This window comes from Cellulosimicrobium cellulans (genome assembly GCF_006539945.1).
Classification (GTDB): Bacteria; Actinomycetota; Actinomycetes; order Actinomycetales; family Cellulomonadaceae; genus Cellulosimicrobium; species Cellulosimicrobium cellulans.
On sequence record NZ_BJNZ01000009.1, the window covers coordinates 68,563 to 85,528 of the forward strand.

General features: G+C 72.7%; 12 protein-coding genes. 11 read left to right on the forward strand and 1 reads right to left on the reverse strand.

The window, feature by feature from the left end; genetic code table 11:
* Window positions 1–24: 24 nt before the first annotated feature.
* Window positions 25–3,402, reverse strand: a complete 3,378-nt coding sequence (locus tag CCE02nite_RS09100) for an MGH1-like glycoside hydrolase domain-containing protein (protein ID WP_141389328.1) — start codon at window positions 3,400–3,402, stop codon at window positions 25–27.
* Between the two features lie 189 nt (window positions 3,403–3,591).
* Between CCE02nite_RS09100 and CCE02nite_RS09105 the strand changes: the two genes are divergently transcribed.
* From CCE02nite_RS09105 to nrdH, 11 genes are all read left to right on the forward strand, one after another.
* On the forward strand, window positions 3,592–4,323 hold the full coding sequence (locus tag CCE02nite_RS09105) for a TetR/AcrR family transcriptional regulator (protein WP_141389329.1): 732 nt from the start codon (window positions 3,592–3,594) through the stop codon (window positions 4,321–4,323).
* Window positions 4,320–5,336, forward strand: a complete 1,017-nt coding sequence (locus tag CCE02nite_RS09110) for a YndJ family protein (protein ID WP_218027071.1) — start codon at window positions 4,320–4,322, stop codon at window positions 5,334–5,336. Before CCE02nite_RS09105 ends, CCE02nite_RS09110 begins: the two co-directional genes overlap by 4 nt.
* The gene (locus CCE02nite_RS09115; RefSeq protein WP_141389330.1) at window positions 5,333–5,854 is read left to right on the forward strand and encodes a DUF1990 domain-containing protein; all 522 of its coding nucleotides are present in this window, start codon (window positions 5,333–5,335) and stop codon (window positions 5,852–5,854) included. The genes CCE02nite_RS09110 and CCE02nite_RS09115 overlap by 4 nt, the downstream gene beginning before the upstream one ends.
* 80 nt (window positions 5,855–5,934) lie before the next feature.
* On the forward strand, window positions 5,935–7,212 hold the full coding sequence (locus tag CCE02nite_RS09120; protein WP_141389331.1) for an N-acetylglucosamine-6-phosphate deacetylase: 1,278 nt from the start codon (window positions 5,935–5,937) through the stop codon (window positions 7,210–7,212).
* A 372-nt stretch (window positions 7,213–7,584) separates the two neighbouring features.
* Window positions 7,585–8,640 (forward strand): LacI family DNA-binding transcriptional regulator, encoded by a 1,056-nt coding sequence (locus tag CCE02nite_RS09125; protein WP_141389332.1) that lies wholly within the window; start codon window positions 7,585–7,587, stop codon window positions 8,638–8,640.
* 71 nt (window positions 8,641–8,711) lie between these two features.
* A complete protein-coding gene (locus CCE02nite_RS09130; protein WP_141389333.1) occupies window positions 8,712–10,013 on the forward strand; it encodes an ABC transporter substrate-binding protein in 1,302 nt (433 codons plus the stop codon).
* A 94-nt stretch (window positions 10,014–10,107) separates the two neighbouring features.
* Window positions 10,108–11,097 carry a carbohydrate ABC transporter permease gene (locus CCE02nite_RS09135; protein WP_141389334.1) on the forward strand — a complete coding sequence of 330 codons (990 nt, stop codon included), beginning with the start codon at window positions 10,108–10,110 and terminating at the stop codon, window positions 11,095–11,097.
* Window positions 11,097–12,023 carry a carbohydrate ABC transporter permease gene (locus CCE02nite_RS09140; RefSeq protein ID WP_141389335.1) on the forward strand — a complete coding sequence of 309 codons (927 nt, stop codon included), beginning with the start codon at window positions 11,097–11,099 and terminating at the stop codon, window positions 12,021–12,023. The genes CCE02nite_RS09135 and CCE02nite_RS09140 overlap by 1 nt, the downstream gene beginning before the upstream one ends.
* A gap of 58 nt (window positions 12,024–12,081) precedes the next feature.
* Complete coding sequence (yicI, locus tag CCE02nite_RS09145) at window positions 12,082–14,379, forward strand: alpha-xylosidase (protein WP_141389336.1); 2,298 nt, start codon at window positions 12,082–12,084, stop codon at window positions 14,377–14,379.
* Window positions 14,380–14,539: 160 nt separating this feature from the next.
* Complete coding sequence (locus tag CCE02nite_RS09150) at window positions 14,540–16,030, forward strand: GH1 family beta-glucosidase (protein WP_141389337.1); 1,491 nt, start codon at window positions 14,540–14,542, stop codon at window positions 16,028–16,030.
* A gap of 653 nt (window positions 16,031–16,683) precedes the next feature.
* Entirely contained in the window at window positions 16,684–16,929 is a 246-nt protein-coding gene (gene nrdH, locus CCE02nite_RS09155) for a glutaredoxin-like protein NrdH (RefSeq protein WP_141389338.1), read from the forward strand.
* The last annotated feature ends 37 nt before the right edge of the window (window positions 16,930–16,966 follow it).

A 16,966-nucleotide genomic window follows, 5' to 3' on the forward strand; every position in this document is an offset into this window, starting at 1 on the left:
GCGATCGTGGGACCTGCCGGCCGGTCAGCAGGCGAGGGCCGCGAACGGTGCCGCGTGCTCGGTGACCCGCCCCGCCGCGTCGGTCACCCGGACGGACGCCGTGCCCGCCGCGAGCGACGCGGCGCCCGCGGAGAACGACTGGTAGGCGTTGGCGCCCGGGGCGACTCCCGTGACCGTGCGCGACCCGAACGGCGTCACGAGCTCGACGTCCACCGGGTCGCCCGCCCCGGCGCTGCCCGTCCCGACGTACGACGCCCGGACCGCGACGTACGCCGTGCCGGCGAGGCAGCGCGGCACCGCGGTGACGTCCACCTGGGGCGCGGGCACGTCGGTGGAGCGGGACCGCACCTCGAACGACGCGACGCTCACCGTGCCGCGGTCGGCCCGGAAGCCGATCGTGGGCAGGAGCCCGGCGAGCACGTCCGGGTCGGACGTGTCGAGCGCGCCGCCGGTGGTCGTGCCGCCGTACCAGGTCCACGCGCCGTCCTCCTCGGCGAACACGTCGACGCGCGCGCCGTTCACCTGGAGGGCGATCCGGTCGCCGGGGCCGTAGCCCCGCAGGCCGAAGTAGGGTGACGACCCGTCCGCGCCCCCGACGTAGTCGAGGCCCGAGGCGACGTTCGTGTGGTTGAACCACGCGAGCGCGTAGGTGCGGTCCGCCGCGGCGAGGCCGAGGAACAGCGAGTCCTCCTGCGTGCCCGCGCCGGAGAACGCGCCGATCTCCGCGATGACCACGGACGACGACGTCACGCGGGCCGTGCGGTGCCCGTACAGCCCCCAGTAGCGCGCGTCGCCGGACGCGGCGAGCACCCCGTCCCCGGCCGCGACGGCGGGCAGTGCCTCGCCGGAGGGTCGCAGCGTCGTCCAGTCGGCGGCCGTGTCGGCGTCGAAGTCGTCGTGCAGCACGACGTCGTCGTACCAGGCCGGGTCGAACGCCAGCCGGGCGGTCGTCGTCGCGCGTGCCTCCTCGGGCGTGCTCGGCCCGCCCCAGCGCACGACGGCGCCGATCCGCGCCTCGCTGCCGGGGACGGCGTCGGGCCCGGGTGTGACGTCCCACGACCGGGTCGCCCGGTCCCACGCGCCGAGGTCGAGCGGGCCTGCCTCGCCCACGGCGACGGCCGTCCAGCCTGCCGGGAGCTCGGGCGTGACCTCGGCGCCGACGACGACGTCGTCGCGCGTCGAGATCGTCACGTCGACGCGCGAGGCGTGACCGACGGCGGGCTCCGCGGCCTCGACGCGTGCCGAGACGGCGCGTGACACGGGGCTCCAGGACTCGAGCTCGGTCACCCCGACGGACTTCCCGGGCGCGGCGTCGAACGTGAGACGGTAGCTCGTCGTCTCGAGCGGCGGGAACGTGATGCGGTTCAGGCCGTTGCCGACGGGCTGCTCGGGCACGCGCGTCTGGTCGGGGACGACCTGCCAGGCCGCGCCGTCCCAGTACTCGAGCTCGTAGCCGGCGGCGGGCTGGACGGCGTCGGCGTCCTGGTAGCCGTGGAAGCGGACGTCGCCGATCGTCGTCGGCTCGGCGAACTCGACGCCGACCCAGTCGCGGGCGTTCGGCGAGGAGTAGCTGGACCAGCGGGTGTTCTGCGGCACCTCGTCGTACCAGACCTTGCCGTCGAGGACCCGCCACGCGTCGTCGTAGCGCCACGTGTACGACGCGACGGGTCGCGGGTAGGCGTTCTTGAGCGGGTTCGCCGACGTGTTGACCGCGTGGGGGAGGCGCTGCGGCTCGCCGCTCGGCACCGGCACCTCGAGCGGGTCGGCGCCCTCGGCGAGCGCGTCGGCGTCGGCGTGCAGCAGCTGCTCGCCGTCGAGGTAGACGCGCAGGCCAGGGCCTGCCCCGTAGCGTGAGCCGTCGCGGTCGAACAGGACCGTGACGTTGCGCCCGTGGTACGGCACGTTCTCCGCGGCGAACCAGTCCCAGTCGGCGGGCACGAGCGGGTCGAGCACGAGCGAGTCGTCGGACTGCGGCTGGAGGCCGAGGAGGTCCTGGAGCACGAGGTCCACGTAGCTGGAGTGCAGGTAGTCCTCGGAGTGGTTGCTCCCGTCGTAGATCCAGCGGTCCTCGTCGGGGTGGTGCGCCTCGGCGACGTACGGCTCGCCGTCGCGGAACTGCGTGCGGACGTAGGTGTCGAACAGGTCGAGGTAGTCCGCGCGCGTGAGGTCGCCCGCGGCGTCGTCGCGCAGCGCCGTCGCGACACCGTCGAGCGTGAGCGACGTCGAGAACGGCCACGACGGCCCGTCCCACTTGCAGCAGCCCTGGTCGGACGAGCGCCAGAAGTCGGGGGAGCGGCGCTCGGTCACCGTCGGGCCGTACGGCGCCGCGAACCCCTGCGGGTCGAGGAGCTGGTCGAGGGCGACGGCCTGCTCGGGCGTGGCGAGACCGAACTTCCACGGGACGAACCCGACGTCGAGCCGGTCGCGCAGCCGCTCGTGGTCGGGGTTCTCCCAGTCCACGACGTCGTAGAAGAAGTCGCGCTCGTCGTCCCAGAGGTAGGTGTCCACGGCCTCGCGCAGCGCGGCGGCGCGGTCGCGGTACTCCGTCGCGGTCGCCTCGTCGCCGTCGAGGGTCGCGACCTCGGCGAGCGCGAGCATGTCGCCGTAGAGGTAGGCGTTGATCGACGGCCGGAACGTGTGGCGGCCCGCGTAGTCGCGGTCGGTCACGTACGACGCGGGCGAGCTCTCCTTGGCGTCGTACTCGGGCGTCTGCCAGTAGAGCCCGAGGTCGGCGTCGAACTGGTTCGCCCAGTCCTCGACGAAGGTCTCGAGCTCGGGCTGGAGCGAGCGCAGACGGTCGAGGTTCCCGGTGACCTTCGCGCGCTCGACGATCGCGGTGACCGCCCAGAAGGAGTACTGGTGCGCCCAGTCGGCGGCCTCGGGGTTCTGCGCGGGCTCGATCTGGCCGGGGCCGGTGAGCCAGTAGTCCTCGTAGTCGTCGAGGTAGCGCTGGTCGCGCAGCCAGCGGCCCTCGGCGAGCTGGTGGCCCGCCGCGGCGTTGATCGCCTGGTAGGGCGCGGCGTAGCCGCAGCAGTCGAGGAACTCCGTAAGCACCCAGCCGGTGCCGGGCTCGGTGTAGCGGAGGTGCTCCTTGAGCACGCGCCAGCGGTAGTAGTAGACCGCCTCGGCGTCCGCGTCGGGGAGGTCCACGACGGGGACGTTGGCCGCGTACCAGTCGGGGTCGGCGTAGCCGTCGAGCTTCTCGCGGACGTCGACGAACGAGGTCCCCGGCCCGACCTCGGGCCGGTCGAGGGGCGTCGTCGGGTCGACGGACGTGGCGGTCGGGGCCGTGTCCGGGTCAGCCGTGGAGGTCGGCGGGGACGCGACCGCGGGCGCCGCGAGGGCGAGAGACAGGAGGCCGGAGGCGAGCGCCAGGGCGCCTGTCGAGCGTGGTCGTCGCATGCGTGTCCTTCGTCGTCGAAGAGCGGGTCCCACGTGGTCCAGGGCATGGGGGACCTGACTGCGCTGTCGCGCCACACATTCCCACAAGAGCTAACAGAAAACAACAGGCGTCGGCGGCGACCTCCCTCGCCCGCCTGCCGGGCCGGCTCCATGGTAAGTTTTGAACATGTTCAAAACTGGTGGCGTCGCATGAGTGCGACGCCCAAGGCTGAGCGCACACGCGCGCACCTGCGCGACGTCGCGGTCCGGATGCTGCGGGACGTCGGGTACGAGCGGACGACCATGCGCGCGGTGGCCGCCGAGGCCGGCGTGAGCACGGGGAACGCGTACTACCACTTCCCGTCCAAGGGCGCGCTCGTCCAAGAGCTCTACCTCGAGGTGCAGCGCGAGCACGCCGAGCGCGCGGCGCCCGTGCTCGCCGCGGGCGGCTCGCTCGCGGACCGGCTGCGCGGCGTCTGGGGGGCGTCGGTCGACGCGTTCGCCCCCTTCCACGCGTTCGGCGGCGAGTTCGTCTCGGTCGCGATCCGCCCCGGCTCGGACGCCAGCCCCTTCTCCGCGGCCTCCGCCGCGTCGCGCGACCTCTCGCGCGCGCTCTTCGACGAGGTCGTCGCCGGGACGTCGACGCGCATCCCCGCACACCTGCGCGCCCAGCTCCCCGAGCTGCTGTGGCTCGCCCAGCTCGGCATCACGCTCTTCTGGGTCCACGACACCTCGCCCGGGTTCGCGCGCACCCGCCGGCTCGTCGACGGCGGCGCGGCGCTCGTCGGCAGTCTCGTCCGGCTCGCGCGGCTGCCCGTCGCGCGCGGCGTGGTCGACGACGTCCTGCGCCTCGTGCGCTCGGTCCACCCCGGCGCGGAGGCGTCCCCCGCGTCGGACGAGGGCCCTCGCGAGCGCGAGACGGCAGCGCAGGGAGACACGTGAGCCCCGCGGGTGCGGCCCTCGTCTCGGGGCTCGTGGTCCTCGGCATGGTCGTGGTCCTGCCGCTCGGCCTCCGTCTCCTCGGGCCCGACGTCGTCCCCTCGCCACGCCGCGCCGTGTGGCCCCTCGCCGGGCTCGCCGGGGCAGCGAGCCTCGTCGTCCCGCGCGGGACGCCGTCCGCCCTCCTCGCGCTCGTCTTCGCCGTGGCGACCGCGGTGCTCGCCCTCGCCGGCGCACGTCTGGCTGTGCGCACGGTGCACGACGTCCGCCCCGGGCGGGTCGCCGCGGCAGCCCTCGCCGCGCGCGCGGCGACCGTGACCGCGCTGGCCATGCCCGCGGTGGGCGCGAGCGCGCTCGTCGCCGAGCGTGCCGGGTGGGGGCTCCTCGGGTTCTCCGGGACGTACCTCGCGCTCACGGTCCCGCACATGCTCTACGCCGGGTTCGGCGCGGCACTGATCGCGGGCACGGTCGCGCGCCTCGCCGCCACCGACCGGCTCGCGGTCGCCGGAGCGTGGGGCGTGCCGCTCGGGACGGTGCTCGTGCTGGTCGGCTACTTCGTCGGCGACGTCGCCGAGCTCGTCGGCGCGGGAGTGCTCACGCTCGCCCTGTGGGCGACGGCGGTCGCGGCGGGCCGCTCGCTCGCTCGATCCTCCCGTCCGGCGCGAGCGGCTGGAGGCGGGCATCTCGCCGCTCCCCGGGGCCCGGCGAGCACGGCGGGCGCCCGTGCGCTGCTCGGCACGGGTGCGGTCGTCGTCGCCCTGTCGATGCTGCTCGCGCTCTGGTGGGCCGGGGGCGAGGCGCTCGGGTTCGCGCACCCGAGCCTCGACGTCATGGCGGCCACGCACGGCGTCGCGAACGCGCTCGGCTTCGTGCTGTGCACGCTCCTCGGCTTGCGGGTCCTCGCGGCCCGGCCGGCGCTCCCGCCCGAGGGGGATGGCTCGGACGAGGAGCGCCGCGACGGAGGACAGGACACGACACGCGGGCCCGGACGGGCCCCGGAGGGGAGAGCGGCATGACGTTCACGTACCCGGAGGTCGGAGCGACCCGGACGGACACCTGGCCCGCGGGCTATCGCCACCTGCACGTGCGTCGTCGGCTCACGGACGAGCCCCGGACGCCCGACGACCTCGCGTGGCTCGGCGAGCAGCTCCTCACGTGGCGTGTGCACGCCGCGGCGCGCGTGCGGCTCGAGGCCGAGGCGCCGGTCGCCGAGCCCGGCGCGCGCGTGACCACGCTGCTCGGCGTCGGGCGGCTCCGGCTGCACGAGCCGTGCGAGGTAGTCTGGGTCGAGCGGTCCGCGCACCGGGTCGCGTTCGCGTACGGGACCCTGCCCGGGCACGCGTTCGTGGGGGAGGAACGCTTCGCCGTCGAGCGCGACGACGCGGGCGACCTGTGGTGGAGCATCGACGTGTTCAGCCGTCCGGTGCTGTGGTGGGTGCGCCCGTTCGCGTTCGCCGTGCCGACGTTCCAGCGGCTCTTCGCCCTGCACCTCGGCCGCGGCGCGAAGCGGCTGCTCGCGTCGCGCGACCGCTGACGTCTCGCCTCCCGGCCCCCGCGCGTCCACGGTCGCACGAGTTTGCACGCCGGGTGTACGAAGTGCGCCAGAATGAGCCCATGACCGACGCCCGCAGCCCTCGTCCCGACCAGCAGCCCGGTACCGCGCGAGTCCTCGTGGGCCGTGTCGTCACCCCGACAGGAGTGCTCGACGACGGCGTGGTGGCCGTGGAGGACGGGCGCGTCGCGTGGGTGGGCGCCCGGGCGGACGCCGCGGCCGCCGGGTACGCCGACGTGCCGGTCGGCGACGGGGCGACGCTGCTCCCCGGCCTCGTCGACGCCCACGACCACGGCGGGGGCGGGTCGAGCTTCCCCGACGCGACGAGTGTCCAGGAGGCGCGAGTCGCCGCGCGCGAGCACCTGCGCCACGGCACGACGAGCCTCGTCGCCTCGCTCGTCACCGCGCCGCGCGACGTCCTGCTCGAGCGCACGGCGAACCTCGCGGACCTCGCCGACGCGGGGGAGATCGTCGGCATCCACCTCGAGGGGCCGTTCCTCTCCGAGGTGCGGTGCGGCGCGCAGAACCCGCACGACATGCTCGAGGGCGACCCGGAGCTCGTGCGCGCGATCGCGGCCGCGGCGCGCGGGTACCTGCGGACCATGACCGTCGCGCCCGAGGTTCCGGGCGTCGTCGGTGCCGGGGGAGTGATCGAGACCCTCGTCGAGGTCGGGGCGCTCCCGTCGATCGGGCACACCGACGCGAGCACCGAGCAGACGGAGGCGGCGATCGCGGCAGGCGTCGCGGCGCTCGCGGCCGCCGGTCGGCCCGGCGCGCGGCTGACGGCGACCCACCTGTTCAACGGCATGCGGCCCCTGCACCACCGTGAGCCCGGCCCGATCGCGGCGTGCCTCGCGGCGGCCGCGCGCGGTGAGCTGGTCGTCGAGCTCGTGGCCGACGGCACGCACCTCGCGCACGGGACGATCCGCAGCGTCGTCGAGCTCGTGGGGTCGCACGTCGGTGCCGACGGCGCCGTCGCCGGGCCGGACGCCGTCGCGCTCGTCACCGACGCGATGGCCGCCGCGGGCATGGCGGACGGCGCGTACGAGCTCGGGCCGATGCGCGTCACCGTCGCGCACGGCGTCGCGCGGCTCACCGAGGGCGGGTCGATCGCGGGCGGCACGTACCACCTGCTCGACGTCGTGCGCGAGACGGTCGAGGCCGGCGTGCCGCTGGTCGACGCCGTCCGCGCCGCGTCGTGGACCCCGGCGGCCGTGCTCGGCCTCGACGACCGCGGCGGACTCGTCGCGGGCCGTCGCGCCGACCTCGTCGTCACCGACGCCGACCTGCGTGTGCGCGAGGTCCTGCGCGCGGGCGAGCCGGTCGACCTCACGCTCTGACCCGCCCGCACTCGTCGCGCCGCCGACGCACCCGCCGAACCGGGGCCATCCCGCCCCCCAGCTCGTCCCGCGACGAGCGCCACCTGCGTCGTCCGGTCGGGGAGCGCGGCGAACCCGGGGTTGCGGGCGACCTGCGGGTCGAACTCACCGGTATGCCCGGGTTCGGCGCTTCGCACGGCTGACGGATCGTCTCCCGCGTCGGCGCAGGTCGGCGACGGCGCCGCCAATCGGAGAGCGCGTTCTCGATCCGCGGGCTTGACTCTCGTCATTTGTTCATCCAATACTCGTAACAGCGAAGCGCTTCGACGATGCGTTTCGACGAAGCGCTTCGACGGACGAGGCGACGGACCGGACCACAGGGGAGTGGCGACGATGGCGACGATGCAGGACGTGGCGCGACGCGCGCAGGTCTCGTTGAGCACGGTCTCCTACGCGCTGTCCGGGACCCGTCCCGTCTCCGACGCCACGCGCCGTCGCATCGAGGACGCGATGGCCGACCTCGGCTACCAGCCCAACGCGATGGCCCGCGGGCTCGCGTCGCGCCGCAGCCACGTGCTCGCCCTCATCTACCCGGCGATGGAGAAGGGCCTCGGCGGCACGGTCGCCGAGTTCGTCTCGTCCGCCGCGGAGACGGCGCGGGAGAACGGCTACCACCTCGTGCTGTGGCCCTTCCGCACGACCCAGGCCCCGGAGGTCCGCGACCTCGTGCGCCAGGGGATGGCGGACGGCGTCCTGCTCATGGAGGTCGCGCTCGACGACGACCGCGTCGACGTGCTCGACGAGGCCGGGGTCCCGTACACGATGATCGGCCGGACGCGCGACGTCACGGACCGGCCGTCCGTGGACATCGACTTCGAGCGCACGACGGACGACGCGGTCCAGCACCTCGTCGACCTCGGGCACCGGCACGTCGCCCTCGTGAACCACTCGCAGGCGACGGCGGACGACGGCTACGCGCCGACGTTCCGCGCCGAGGAGGGCTTCGAGGTGGCCATGCGTCGCCGCGGGCTCGAACCGATCGCGCTGCGCGTCGACGAGTCCCCGCGCGCGGGCCGCGACGCCGTCGCGACGCTGCTCGAGCGGGAGCCGCGCCTGACGGCCTTCGTCACCATGAACGAGATCGCGACGTTCGGCGTCGTCGCCGAGCTGCAGCAGCGCGGCGTCGCGATCCCCACCGACATGTCGATCCTGTCGATCGTCACGTCGCCCGGCGTCGGGGAGATGAGCAACCCGCCGCTGACCACGATGCACGCGCCCGGGGCCGAGCTCGGCCGCCTGGGCGTGCAGAAGCTGCTGTCCCTCGTGGACGGCTCCCGTCCGAGCACACCGAACGTGCTCATCCCGTGCGTCCTCGAGCCCGGCAGCAGCGTCGCCCCCGCGGCCGGCCGGTCCCCGGACGACGACGACCGCGAGCCCGAGGCTCGCTGAACCGACCGGCCGGGCGACGCCCCGGTCACCCTCCGGCTCCAGCGCCGGAACTCGATGAGGAGGACACGCACATGCTGCGATCCCGGAAGATCTCGCTCGTCGCTGCCGTGGCAGCGCTCCCACTCGCCCTGGCGGCGTGCGGGGGCTCCGGCGGCAGCGGGGGGTCCGACGACCAGACCCTGACGATCTGGCACTACGAGAACGAGGACTCCGCCATGGGCCAGGCGTGGGCCAAGGCGATCGAGATCTTCGAGGAGGAGAACCCGGACGTCGACGTCGTCGTCGAGAAGCAGACGTTCGAGCAGATCCAGAAGAACGCCAAGATCGTCCTCACCGGCAACGACGTGCCCGACGTCATGGAGTACAACAAGGGCAACGCGACCGCCGGCCAGCTCGCGGCGCAGGGTCTGCTCACCCCGCTCACCGACGCGGCGACGGAGCGCGGCTGGGACGAGAAGCTCAGCGGCTCGCTCCAGACGACCGCGACCTACGACGACCAGGGCCTCATGGGCTCGGGCGAGTGGTACGGCGTCCCGAACTACGGCGAGTTCGTGCAGGTCTACTACAACAAGGACATGTTCGCCCAGTACGGGCTCGAGGTGCCGACGACGCTCGAGGAGCTCGAGACCGTCATGCAGGCCTTCAAGGACCAGGGCGTGACCCCGCTGGCCGAGGCCGGCGCCGAGTACCCGATGGGCCAGCTCTGGTACGAGCTCGTGCTCGCGAGCTCCGAGCGCGACTTCGTCGACCAGTACCAGCTGTTCGACGGCGACCCGGACTTCCACGGCCCCGAGATGACGCAGGCGACCGAGAAGCTCGACTCCTGGATCAAGTCCGGGTACGTCGCGTCCGACTCCGCCGCGCTGACCGCCGAGGACATGGGCGTGTCGTTCATCAACGGCACCTACCCGATGATGGTCTCCGGCTCGTGGTGGTTCGGCCGCATCGTCGAGGAGATGGACGCCGACTGGGGCCAGTTCAACTTCCCCGGCAACACGCTCCAGGTCGGCTCGTCCGGCAACCTCTGGGTCGTCCCCGCGAACGCGGACTCGCCCGACCTCGCCGAGGAGTTCATCGACATCACGCTGCGCCCCGAGGTGCAGAACATCCTCGCGGAGAAGGGCGGCCTGCCCGTCGCCGGTGACGCGTCCGTCATCACGGACGAGCGCACGCAGCAGCTCACCGAGAACTTCCAGGCGATCCTCGACGACGACGGCCTGGCGTTCTACCCCGACTGGCCCGTGCCCGGCTACTACGACGTGATCGTCAGCGAGCTCCAGTCGCTCATCAACCAGTCGAAGTCGCCGACCGAGGTGCTCGACGGCCTCGAGTCCGCGTACGTGGACGGCAAGGCGGACCTGCTCGACAGCTGAGCGGACGCACGCGCCCGGCCGGTCGGGGCCGATCCCAGGATCGCCCCGGCCGGCCCGGCCCCCCACCCGAGGACCTCCCGCGAAAGAGACCGTCATGACCACCCGCACCGACACCGTGCCCGACGCCGGGCCCGGCCCCGCGCGCGAGGCGTCGCGCGCGGCCGCGGCGCCCCGCCGCCGTCGCCGGCCCGCCTGGCTCCCGTACCTGCCCTACCTCTTGCCCGGCGCGGTGGCGTTCGTCGTCGTGATCGGCTACCCGTTCGTGATGAACGTCTACTACAGCCTGTTCAAGTGGCGCGGCGGCATGGCGCCGATGCGCTGGAACGGGCTGGGCAACTACGCCGACCTGATGAACGACTCGGCGTTCTGGACCTCGTTCCAGAACTCGATCGCGATGATCCTCGCGATGGTCGTCGCGCCGACCCTCATCGGCCTCGTCCTCGCGGCCGTGCTGTTCGACTACCTGGGCCGGCGCTTCGGCCCGCGCGTCGCAGCGTTCCTGCGCGCCACGTACTACCTGCCGCAGATCCTGCCCGTCGCCGTCGCCGGCGTGCTGTGGAACTGGATCCTCAACTCCCAGACGGGTGCGCTCAACGTGATCCTGCGCGGGATCGGCATCGAGAACCCGCCCAACTGGCTCGGCGACACGACGACCGCGCTGCCGAGCGTCATGCTCGTGCTCATCTGGGTGCAGATCGGCTACCCCGTCGTCATCTTCATGTCCGCGCTGCAGCGCGTGGACCCCGAGCTGTACGAGGCGGCCGAGCTCGACGGCGCGGGCTGGTGGCGCCGCTTCGGGGCGATCACGATCCCGCAGATCCGCCCGGAGACGTTCGTCGTCACGCTCACGTGCACGGTCGCCGCGCTCAAGGTGTTCGGCCCCATCTACGTGCTCACGCGCGGCGGGCCCGAGAGCTCGACGCTCGTCCCGAGCTACTACTCGTACCTCAACTTCTTCGACAAGTCGAAGGTCGGCTACGGCGCCGCGGTGGCGACCGTGCTCACCCTCGTCATCATCGTCGTCGCCGTCGTGATCCTCGCGCTGCAGAGCCGCGCCGAGCGTCGTGAGCAGGAGGGCCGCTGATGTCCACCGTCACCACCACCCCGACCGCGGGCACACCCGCGGGGTCCGCGACGTCGTCCGGCAAGCGGCGCACGGTGCGCGCCACGCGCCAGGACGAGCGCTACCGCCGCGGCGTCGGCCGCTGGTTCGTGCTCGCCGCGGCGATCCTCGTCGCCCTGCTCATGCTCTCGCCGTTCGTCATCATGGTGCTCAACGCGTTCAAGTCGCCGGCCGAGTACTCCCAGGACGGCCCGCTGAGCATCCCCAAGGAGCTGTACCTCGAGGGCGTGCAGAACTTCTGGACGCGGACCAACTTCCCGCAGAAGCTCTGGAACTCCGTCTTCATCTCGGCGCTCGTCGCCGTGTTCGGGACGCTCCTGTCGCTGCTCAGCGCCTACGCGATCGGCGTCGGCCGCATCAAGGGCCGCCTGTGGATCGTCACCCTCTTCCTCGTGGCCAACATGCTGCCGCAGGAGGCGCTCATCTACCCGCTGTTCGACATGGCGCAGAAGGTGGGCCTGTCGAACTCGCAGTGGTCGATCATCATCATCTTCACCGTCATCCAGGCGGCGTTCGGCACGTACCTGCTCGCGTCCGTGCTCGGCACGTTCCCCCCGGCGCTGCTCGAGGCCGCGCAGCTCGACGGTGCCGGCCGCTGGCGCATCCTGTGGCAGGTCGTCTACCCGATCGTCAAGCCCACGCTCGGCGTCCTCATGATCTTCTTCTTCATCTGGACGTGGAACGAGTTCTTCATCCCGCTGGTCATGCTGACGACCAACGACACCCAGACGATCCCCATCGCCCTCGCGTCGCTCCAGGGCGACCGGATGATGGACGCCCCGACGACGAACGCGGGCGCGCTCGTCTCGCTGATCCCCGCGCTGATCTTCTTCCTGATCTTCCAGCGCACGCTCACCCGGGGCGTCACGGCGGGCGCCGTGAAGTGACCGCGGCCCGGGGCCGCCCCCGAGACTCCTGAACGCATCGACGAAGGAAGCACCACCCATGAAGTTCACCGACGGGTACTGGCAGGTCCGGCCCGGCATGCACCCCCTCTACGCGGTCGAGGTCGACGACGTCCGTGCGGACGAGGCGGCCGGCACGCTCACCGTGTACGCGCCGACGGCGAAGATCCGCGGCCGTGGCGACACGCTCAACCGCCCGATGCTCACGACGACGTACTCCTCGCCCGCGCCCGGCGTGATCCGCGTGCGCGTCGAGCACCACCAGGGCGCGGTGCGCCGCGGCCCGGCGTTCCAGGTGACCGGCGAGCCCGGGTTCCGGCCCGAGGTCGAGGTGCACGACGACGTCGCGGTCCTGCGGTCCAAGGACCTCGCCGTGCGCGTGCACCGGGGCGACCGGTGGCGTGTCGACTTCGAGGCGGACGGCGAGGTGCTGACGTCCTCGCTGCCCAAGTCGGTCGGGCACGTCACGTCCGACGACGGCGGCACGTGGACGCACGAGCAGCTCGCGCTCGAGCCGGGCGAGCTCGTGTACGGCCTGGGGGAGCGGTTCGGGCCGTTCGTCAAGAACGGCCAGGTCGTGGACATCTGGAACGAGGACGGCGGGACGTCGAGCGAGCAGGCGTACAAGTCCGTGCCGCTCTACCTCACGACGAAGGGCTACGGGGTGTTCGTCGAGCACCCGGAGAAGGTGTCGTTCGAGGTCGCCTCCGAGGTGAACACGCGCGTCCAGTTCTCCGTCGAGGGCCAGGCGCTCGAGTACCTGGTCATCCAGGGCCCGACCCCCAAGGACGTGCTGCGCCGGTACACCGCGCTCACGGGCCGCCCGGCGCGCGTCCCCGCGTGGTCGTTCGGGCTGTGGCTCACCACGTCGTTCACGACGAGCTACGACGAGCAGACGGTGAACGGCTTCATCGACGGCATGGCCGAGCGCGACCTGCCGCTGTCGGTGTTCCACTTCGACTGCTTCTGGATGCGCGAGTACCAGTGGGTCGACTTCGAGTGGGACCCGCGCACGTTCCCCGACCCCGAGGGCATGCTCCGTCGTCTGCACGACCGCGGGCTCAAGGTGTGCGTGTGGATCAACCCGTACGTCGCGCAGCGCTCGCCCCTCTTCGCGGAGGCCGCGGAGCAGGGCTTCCTCGTGAAGCGCGAGGACGGGTCCGTGTGGCAGTGGGACCTGTGGCAGGCCGGCATGGGGCTGGTGGACTTCACCAACCCCGACGCGACCGCGTGGTACATGGGCAAGCTCGAGGGCCTGCTCGACCAGGGCGTCGACTGCTTCAAGACCGACTTCGGCGAGCGGATCCCCGTCGACGGGATCGCGTGGCACGACGGTTCCGACCCGCGCAAGATGCACAACTACTACGCCCAGCTGTACAACGAGGCGGTCTTCCGGCTGCTGGAGCGCAAGCGTGGCGAGGGCGAGGCGGTCCTGTTCGCGCGGTCCGCGACCGCGGGCGGCCAGCAGTTCCCCGTGCACTGGGGCGGCGACTGCGACTCGACGTACGCGTCGATGGCCGAGTCGCTGCGTGGCGGCCTCTCGATGTCGATGTCCGGGTTCGGCTACTGGAGCCACGACATGGGCGGGTTCGAGGGCACGCCCGACCCGGGCGTGTTCAAGCGCTGGACGGCGTTCGGCCTGCTGTCGTCGCACTCGCGCCTGCACGGCTCGGGCTCGGTCCGCGTGCCGTGGGCGTTCGACGACGAGGCCGTCGACGTCACGCGCAAGTTCACCCACCTCAAGCTCTCGCTCATGCCCTACCTCGGGCGGGTGGCCGAGGAGGCGCACACCGACGGCGTGCCGATGATGCGCCCGCTCGCGCTCGAGCTGCCGCACGACCGTGCGGGTTTCACCGCGGACACGCAGTACCTGCTGGGCGACGCGCTCCTCGTCGCGCCGGTCTTCCGCGCGGACGGCCGCGTCGAGTACTACGTGCCCGAGGGCACGTGGACGCGCCTCGTCCAGCCCGACGACGGCCCCGCCCTGAGCGAGACCGTCACGGGCCCGCGCTGGGTCACCGAGACCCACGGGTTCGACTCGCTCCCGGTGCTCGTGCGCCCGGGCACCGTCCTCCCGGTGGGCGCCCGCACCGACCGCCCCGACTACGACTGGGCCGACGGCGTCACGCTGCACGCGTTCGAGCTGCCGGAGGGCTACGACGAGCTCGTGGTCGTCCCGCCGGCGGACGGCACGCCGGGGGCGACGTTCCGCGTGCGCCGGGCGGGTGCGACGCTCACCGTCTCGTCCGACGACGCCGTGGCGGGCTGGTCCGTGCGGGCCGGGTCCGCGACGGCCGCGGCGCACGGCGCGACCAGCGTGACGATCGACCTCGGCTGACGACGTATCCTGGGCGAGCATGTCATGGAAGCGCTCCCATGACATGCTCGCCCGTGCACCTCCCGCGCGTGCCCCGCTCGCACCCACCGAGACCGCACGAGCACCCACCGACCACCCGTCGCGGACCGCGTCGTCCGACGACCGAGCAGCGAGGACCCTCGTGACCACCGACACCACCGCCCCCGACGCCGTCGACACGCAGGCCGCGCCCGCGCCGTCGGGCCGCCGGACGTTCCCGACCGACTTCCTCTGGGGCTCCGCCACCGCCGCGTACCAGATCGAGGGCGCCGCCGCCGAGGACGGCCGCACGCCGTCCATCTGGGACACCTACTCCCACACCCCGGGCCGCACCCTCAACGGGGACACGGGCGACGTCGCCGACGACCACTATCACCGGTGGCAGGAGGACGTGCAGCACATCGCCGACCTCGGCCTCGGCGCGTACCGCTTCTCGATCTCCTGGTCCCGGGTCCAGCCCGGCGGCACCGGCCCGCTCAACCCCGAGGGCGTCGCGTTCTACTCGCGCCTCGTCGACGCGCTCCTCGAGAAGGGCGTCAAGCCCGTCGTCACGCTCTACCACTGGGACCTCCCGCAGGAGCTCGAGGACGCGGGGGGCTGGGCCAACCGCGAGACGGCGTACGCGTTCGCCGAGTACGCCCGCCACATGGCGCGCGAGCTCGGGGACCGGATCGACACCTGGACGACGCTCAACGAGCCGTGGTGCTCCGCCTACCTCGGGTACGGCTCCGGCGTGCACGCGCCCGGCCGCACCGAGCCCGCCGCGGCGCTCGCGGCCGTGCACCACCTCAACCTCGCGCACGGGCTCGCCGTCCAGGCGATCCGTGGCGAGCTCGGCGAGGACGCGAAGACGTCCGTCACGCTCAACCTCCACGTCATCCGGCCCGACGACCCGTCGTCGGCCGCGGACCTCGACGCGGTGCGCAAGATCGACGCCCTCGCCAACCGCGCGTTCCTCGCCCCCATGCTCGACGGCGAGTACCCCGCCGACCTGCTCGCCGACACCGCGCACGTGAGCGACTGGTCGTTCGTGCAGGAGGGCGACCTCGAGACCGTGCGCCAGCCGCTGTCGATCCTGGGCGTCAACTACTACTCGACCGTGCGCGTGCGCCACTTCTCCGGCGAGGGCGAGCGGTCGGAGAACGACGGCCACGGCGCGTCGAAGCACAGCCCGTGGATCGGCGTGGACGACGTCGAGTTCGTGCAGCAGCCCGGCCCGTACACCGCCATGGGCTGGAACATCGAGCCCGCCGGCATGACCGAGCTGCTCGTGTCCGTCGCGAAGGCCTACCCGCACCAGCCGATGATGGTCACCGAGAACGGTGCGGCGTTCGCGGACGAGGTCACGGTCGACGCCGACGGGACCCCCCGCGTGCACGACGACCGCCGCGTCGCCTACCTGCACGACCACGTCGACGCCGTGGGCGCCGCGATCGACGCCGGCGCCGACGTGCGCGGGTACTTCGCGTGGTCCCTGCTCGACAACTTCGAGTGGGGCTACGGGTACGAGCGCCGCTTCGGGATCATCCGCGTCGACTACGACACGCTCGAGCGCACGTGGAAGGACTCCGCGCACTGGTACCGCCGGCTCGCGACGTCGAACGTGCTGCCCGGGGTCGACGAGACCGCCTGAGCCGTTCCGCCCCGACGCCCGTCCGGAGGTCGTTCCGGGCGGGCGTCGTCGTGCGTGCGCCCGTCCGGGTGGTCCGTGGTCGGTCCGCGAGTGGGCCCTCGAGTCCTCCCGAGACCGAGGTGACGTTTGTCGCACGTGCACGGTTCGTGGCGCGACACGCCGAGCGAACGCGACACGCCGACGAGTTCGACGGCCCTCGTGCCCGGATTGGGATGGTTCGCGGAGGCCTCCAGGAGGGCGCCGGAAGGTGTCTGCGGACCGTGGAAGCGGCCTCGACGGGCCCGCACAGGGTGTGGACCGACGCCGTCCCCACCCTGTGGACGGCGTCTCGCGGTCGGCGCGAAGACGCCGTTTCCGGGCCGTCAGGGCGGTGGACGACGGGCTGTGGACGAGCGTTCCGAGGGAGTGTCAGAGGTGCCTGGGACCATGGATCCATGGCTCCTAGCACAGCCCACAGGGTGAAGTACGACCACGACATCTAGTGCGGTGGCACGGTGTCGACCACTAGGTATAGTGGTTGCACACCCAGGGGGCCGGAGGCCTTCTGGCGAATCACACAGACGTAGTTCCACCGGTGTCCTTCGAGGTCAGAGACGTTTCTCCCTCCCCGAGGACCGATCCCGGACAGAGCGCGAGAGACGAGGAGTCACCCCATGAGCGTCACGGTCTACAGCAAGCCGGCTTGCGTTCAGTGCGACGCGACGTACCGCGCTCTGGACAAGAAGGGCATCGAGTACGCGGTCGTGGACATCAGCCAGGACGCCGAGGCGCTCGAGCTCGTGCGCGGGCTCGGCTACCTGCAGGCGCCCGTGGTCGTCGCCGGGGACGAGCACTGGTCCGGGTTCCGTCCCGACCAGATCAACGCCCTCGCGCAGAAGGTCTCCCCGGTCGTCGCCTGACCGGCCTCCCGGGGCGCCGTGAGGCGCCCCGACCACG

Bases quoted from the DNA above. Each gene is read 5' to 3' on its own strand.
- CCE02nite_RS09100 (WP_141389328.1), bottom strand. From the start codon at position 3,402: ATGCGACGACCACGCTCGACAGGCGCCCTGGCGCTCGCCTCCGGCCTC.
- CCE02nite_RS09105 (WP_141389329.1), top strand. From the start codon at position 3,592: ATGAGTGCGACGCCCAAGGCTGAGCGCACACGCGCGCACCTGCGCGAC.
- CCE02nite_RS09115 (WP_141389330.1), top strand. From the start codon at position 5,333: ATGACGTTCACGTACCCGGAGGTCGGAGCGACCCGGACGGACACCTGG.
- CCE02nite_RS09120 (WP_141389331.1), top strand. From the start codon at position 5,935: ATGACCGACGCCCGCAGCCCTCGTCCCGACCAGCAGCCCGGTACCGCG.
- CCE02nite_RS09125 (WP_141389332.1), top strand. From the start codon at position 7,585: ATGGCGACGATGCAGGACGTGGCGCGACGCGCGCAGGTCTCGTTGAGC.
- CCE02nite_RS09130 (WP_141389333.1), top strand. From the start codon at position 8,712: ATGCTGCGATCCCGGAAGATCTCGCTCGTCGCTGCCGTGGCAGCGCTC.
- CCE02nite_RS09135 (WP_141389334.1), top strand. From the start codon at position 10,108: ATGACCACCCGCACCGACACCGTGCCCGACGCCGGGCCCGGCCCCGCG.
- CCE02nite_RS09140 (WP_141389335.1), top strand. From the start codon at position 11,097: ATGTCCACCGTCACCACCACCCCGACCGCGGGCACACCCGCGGGGTCC.
- yicI (WP_141389336.1), top strand. From the start codon at position 12,082: ATGAAGTTCACCGACGGGTACTGGCAGGTCCGGCCCGGCATGCACCCC.
- nrdH (WP_141389338.1), top strand. From the start codon at position 16,684: ATGAGCGTCACGGTCTACAGCAAGCCGGCTTGCGTTCAGTGCGACGCG.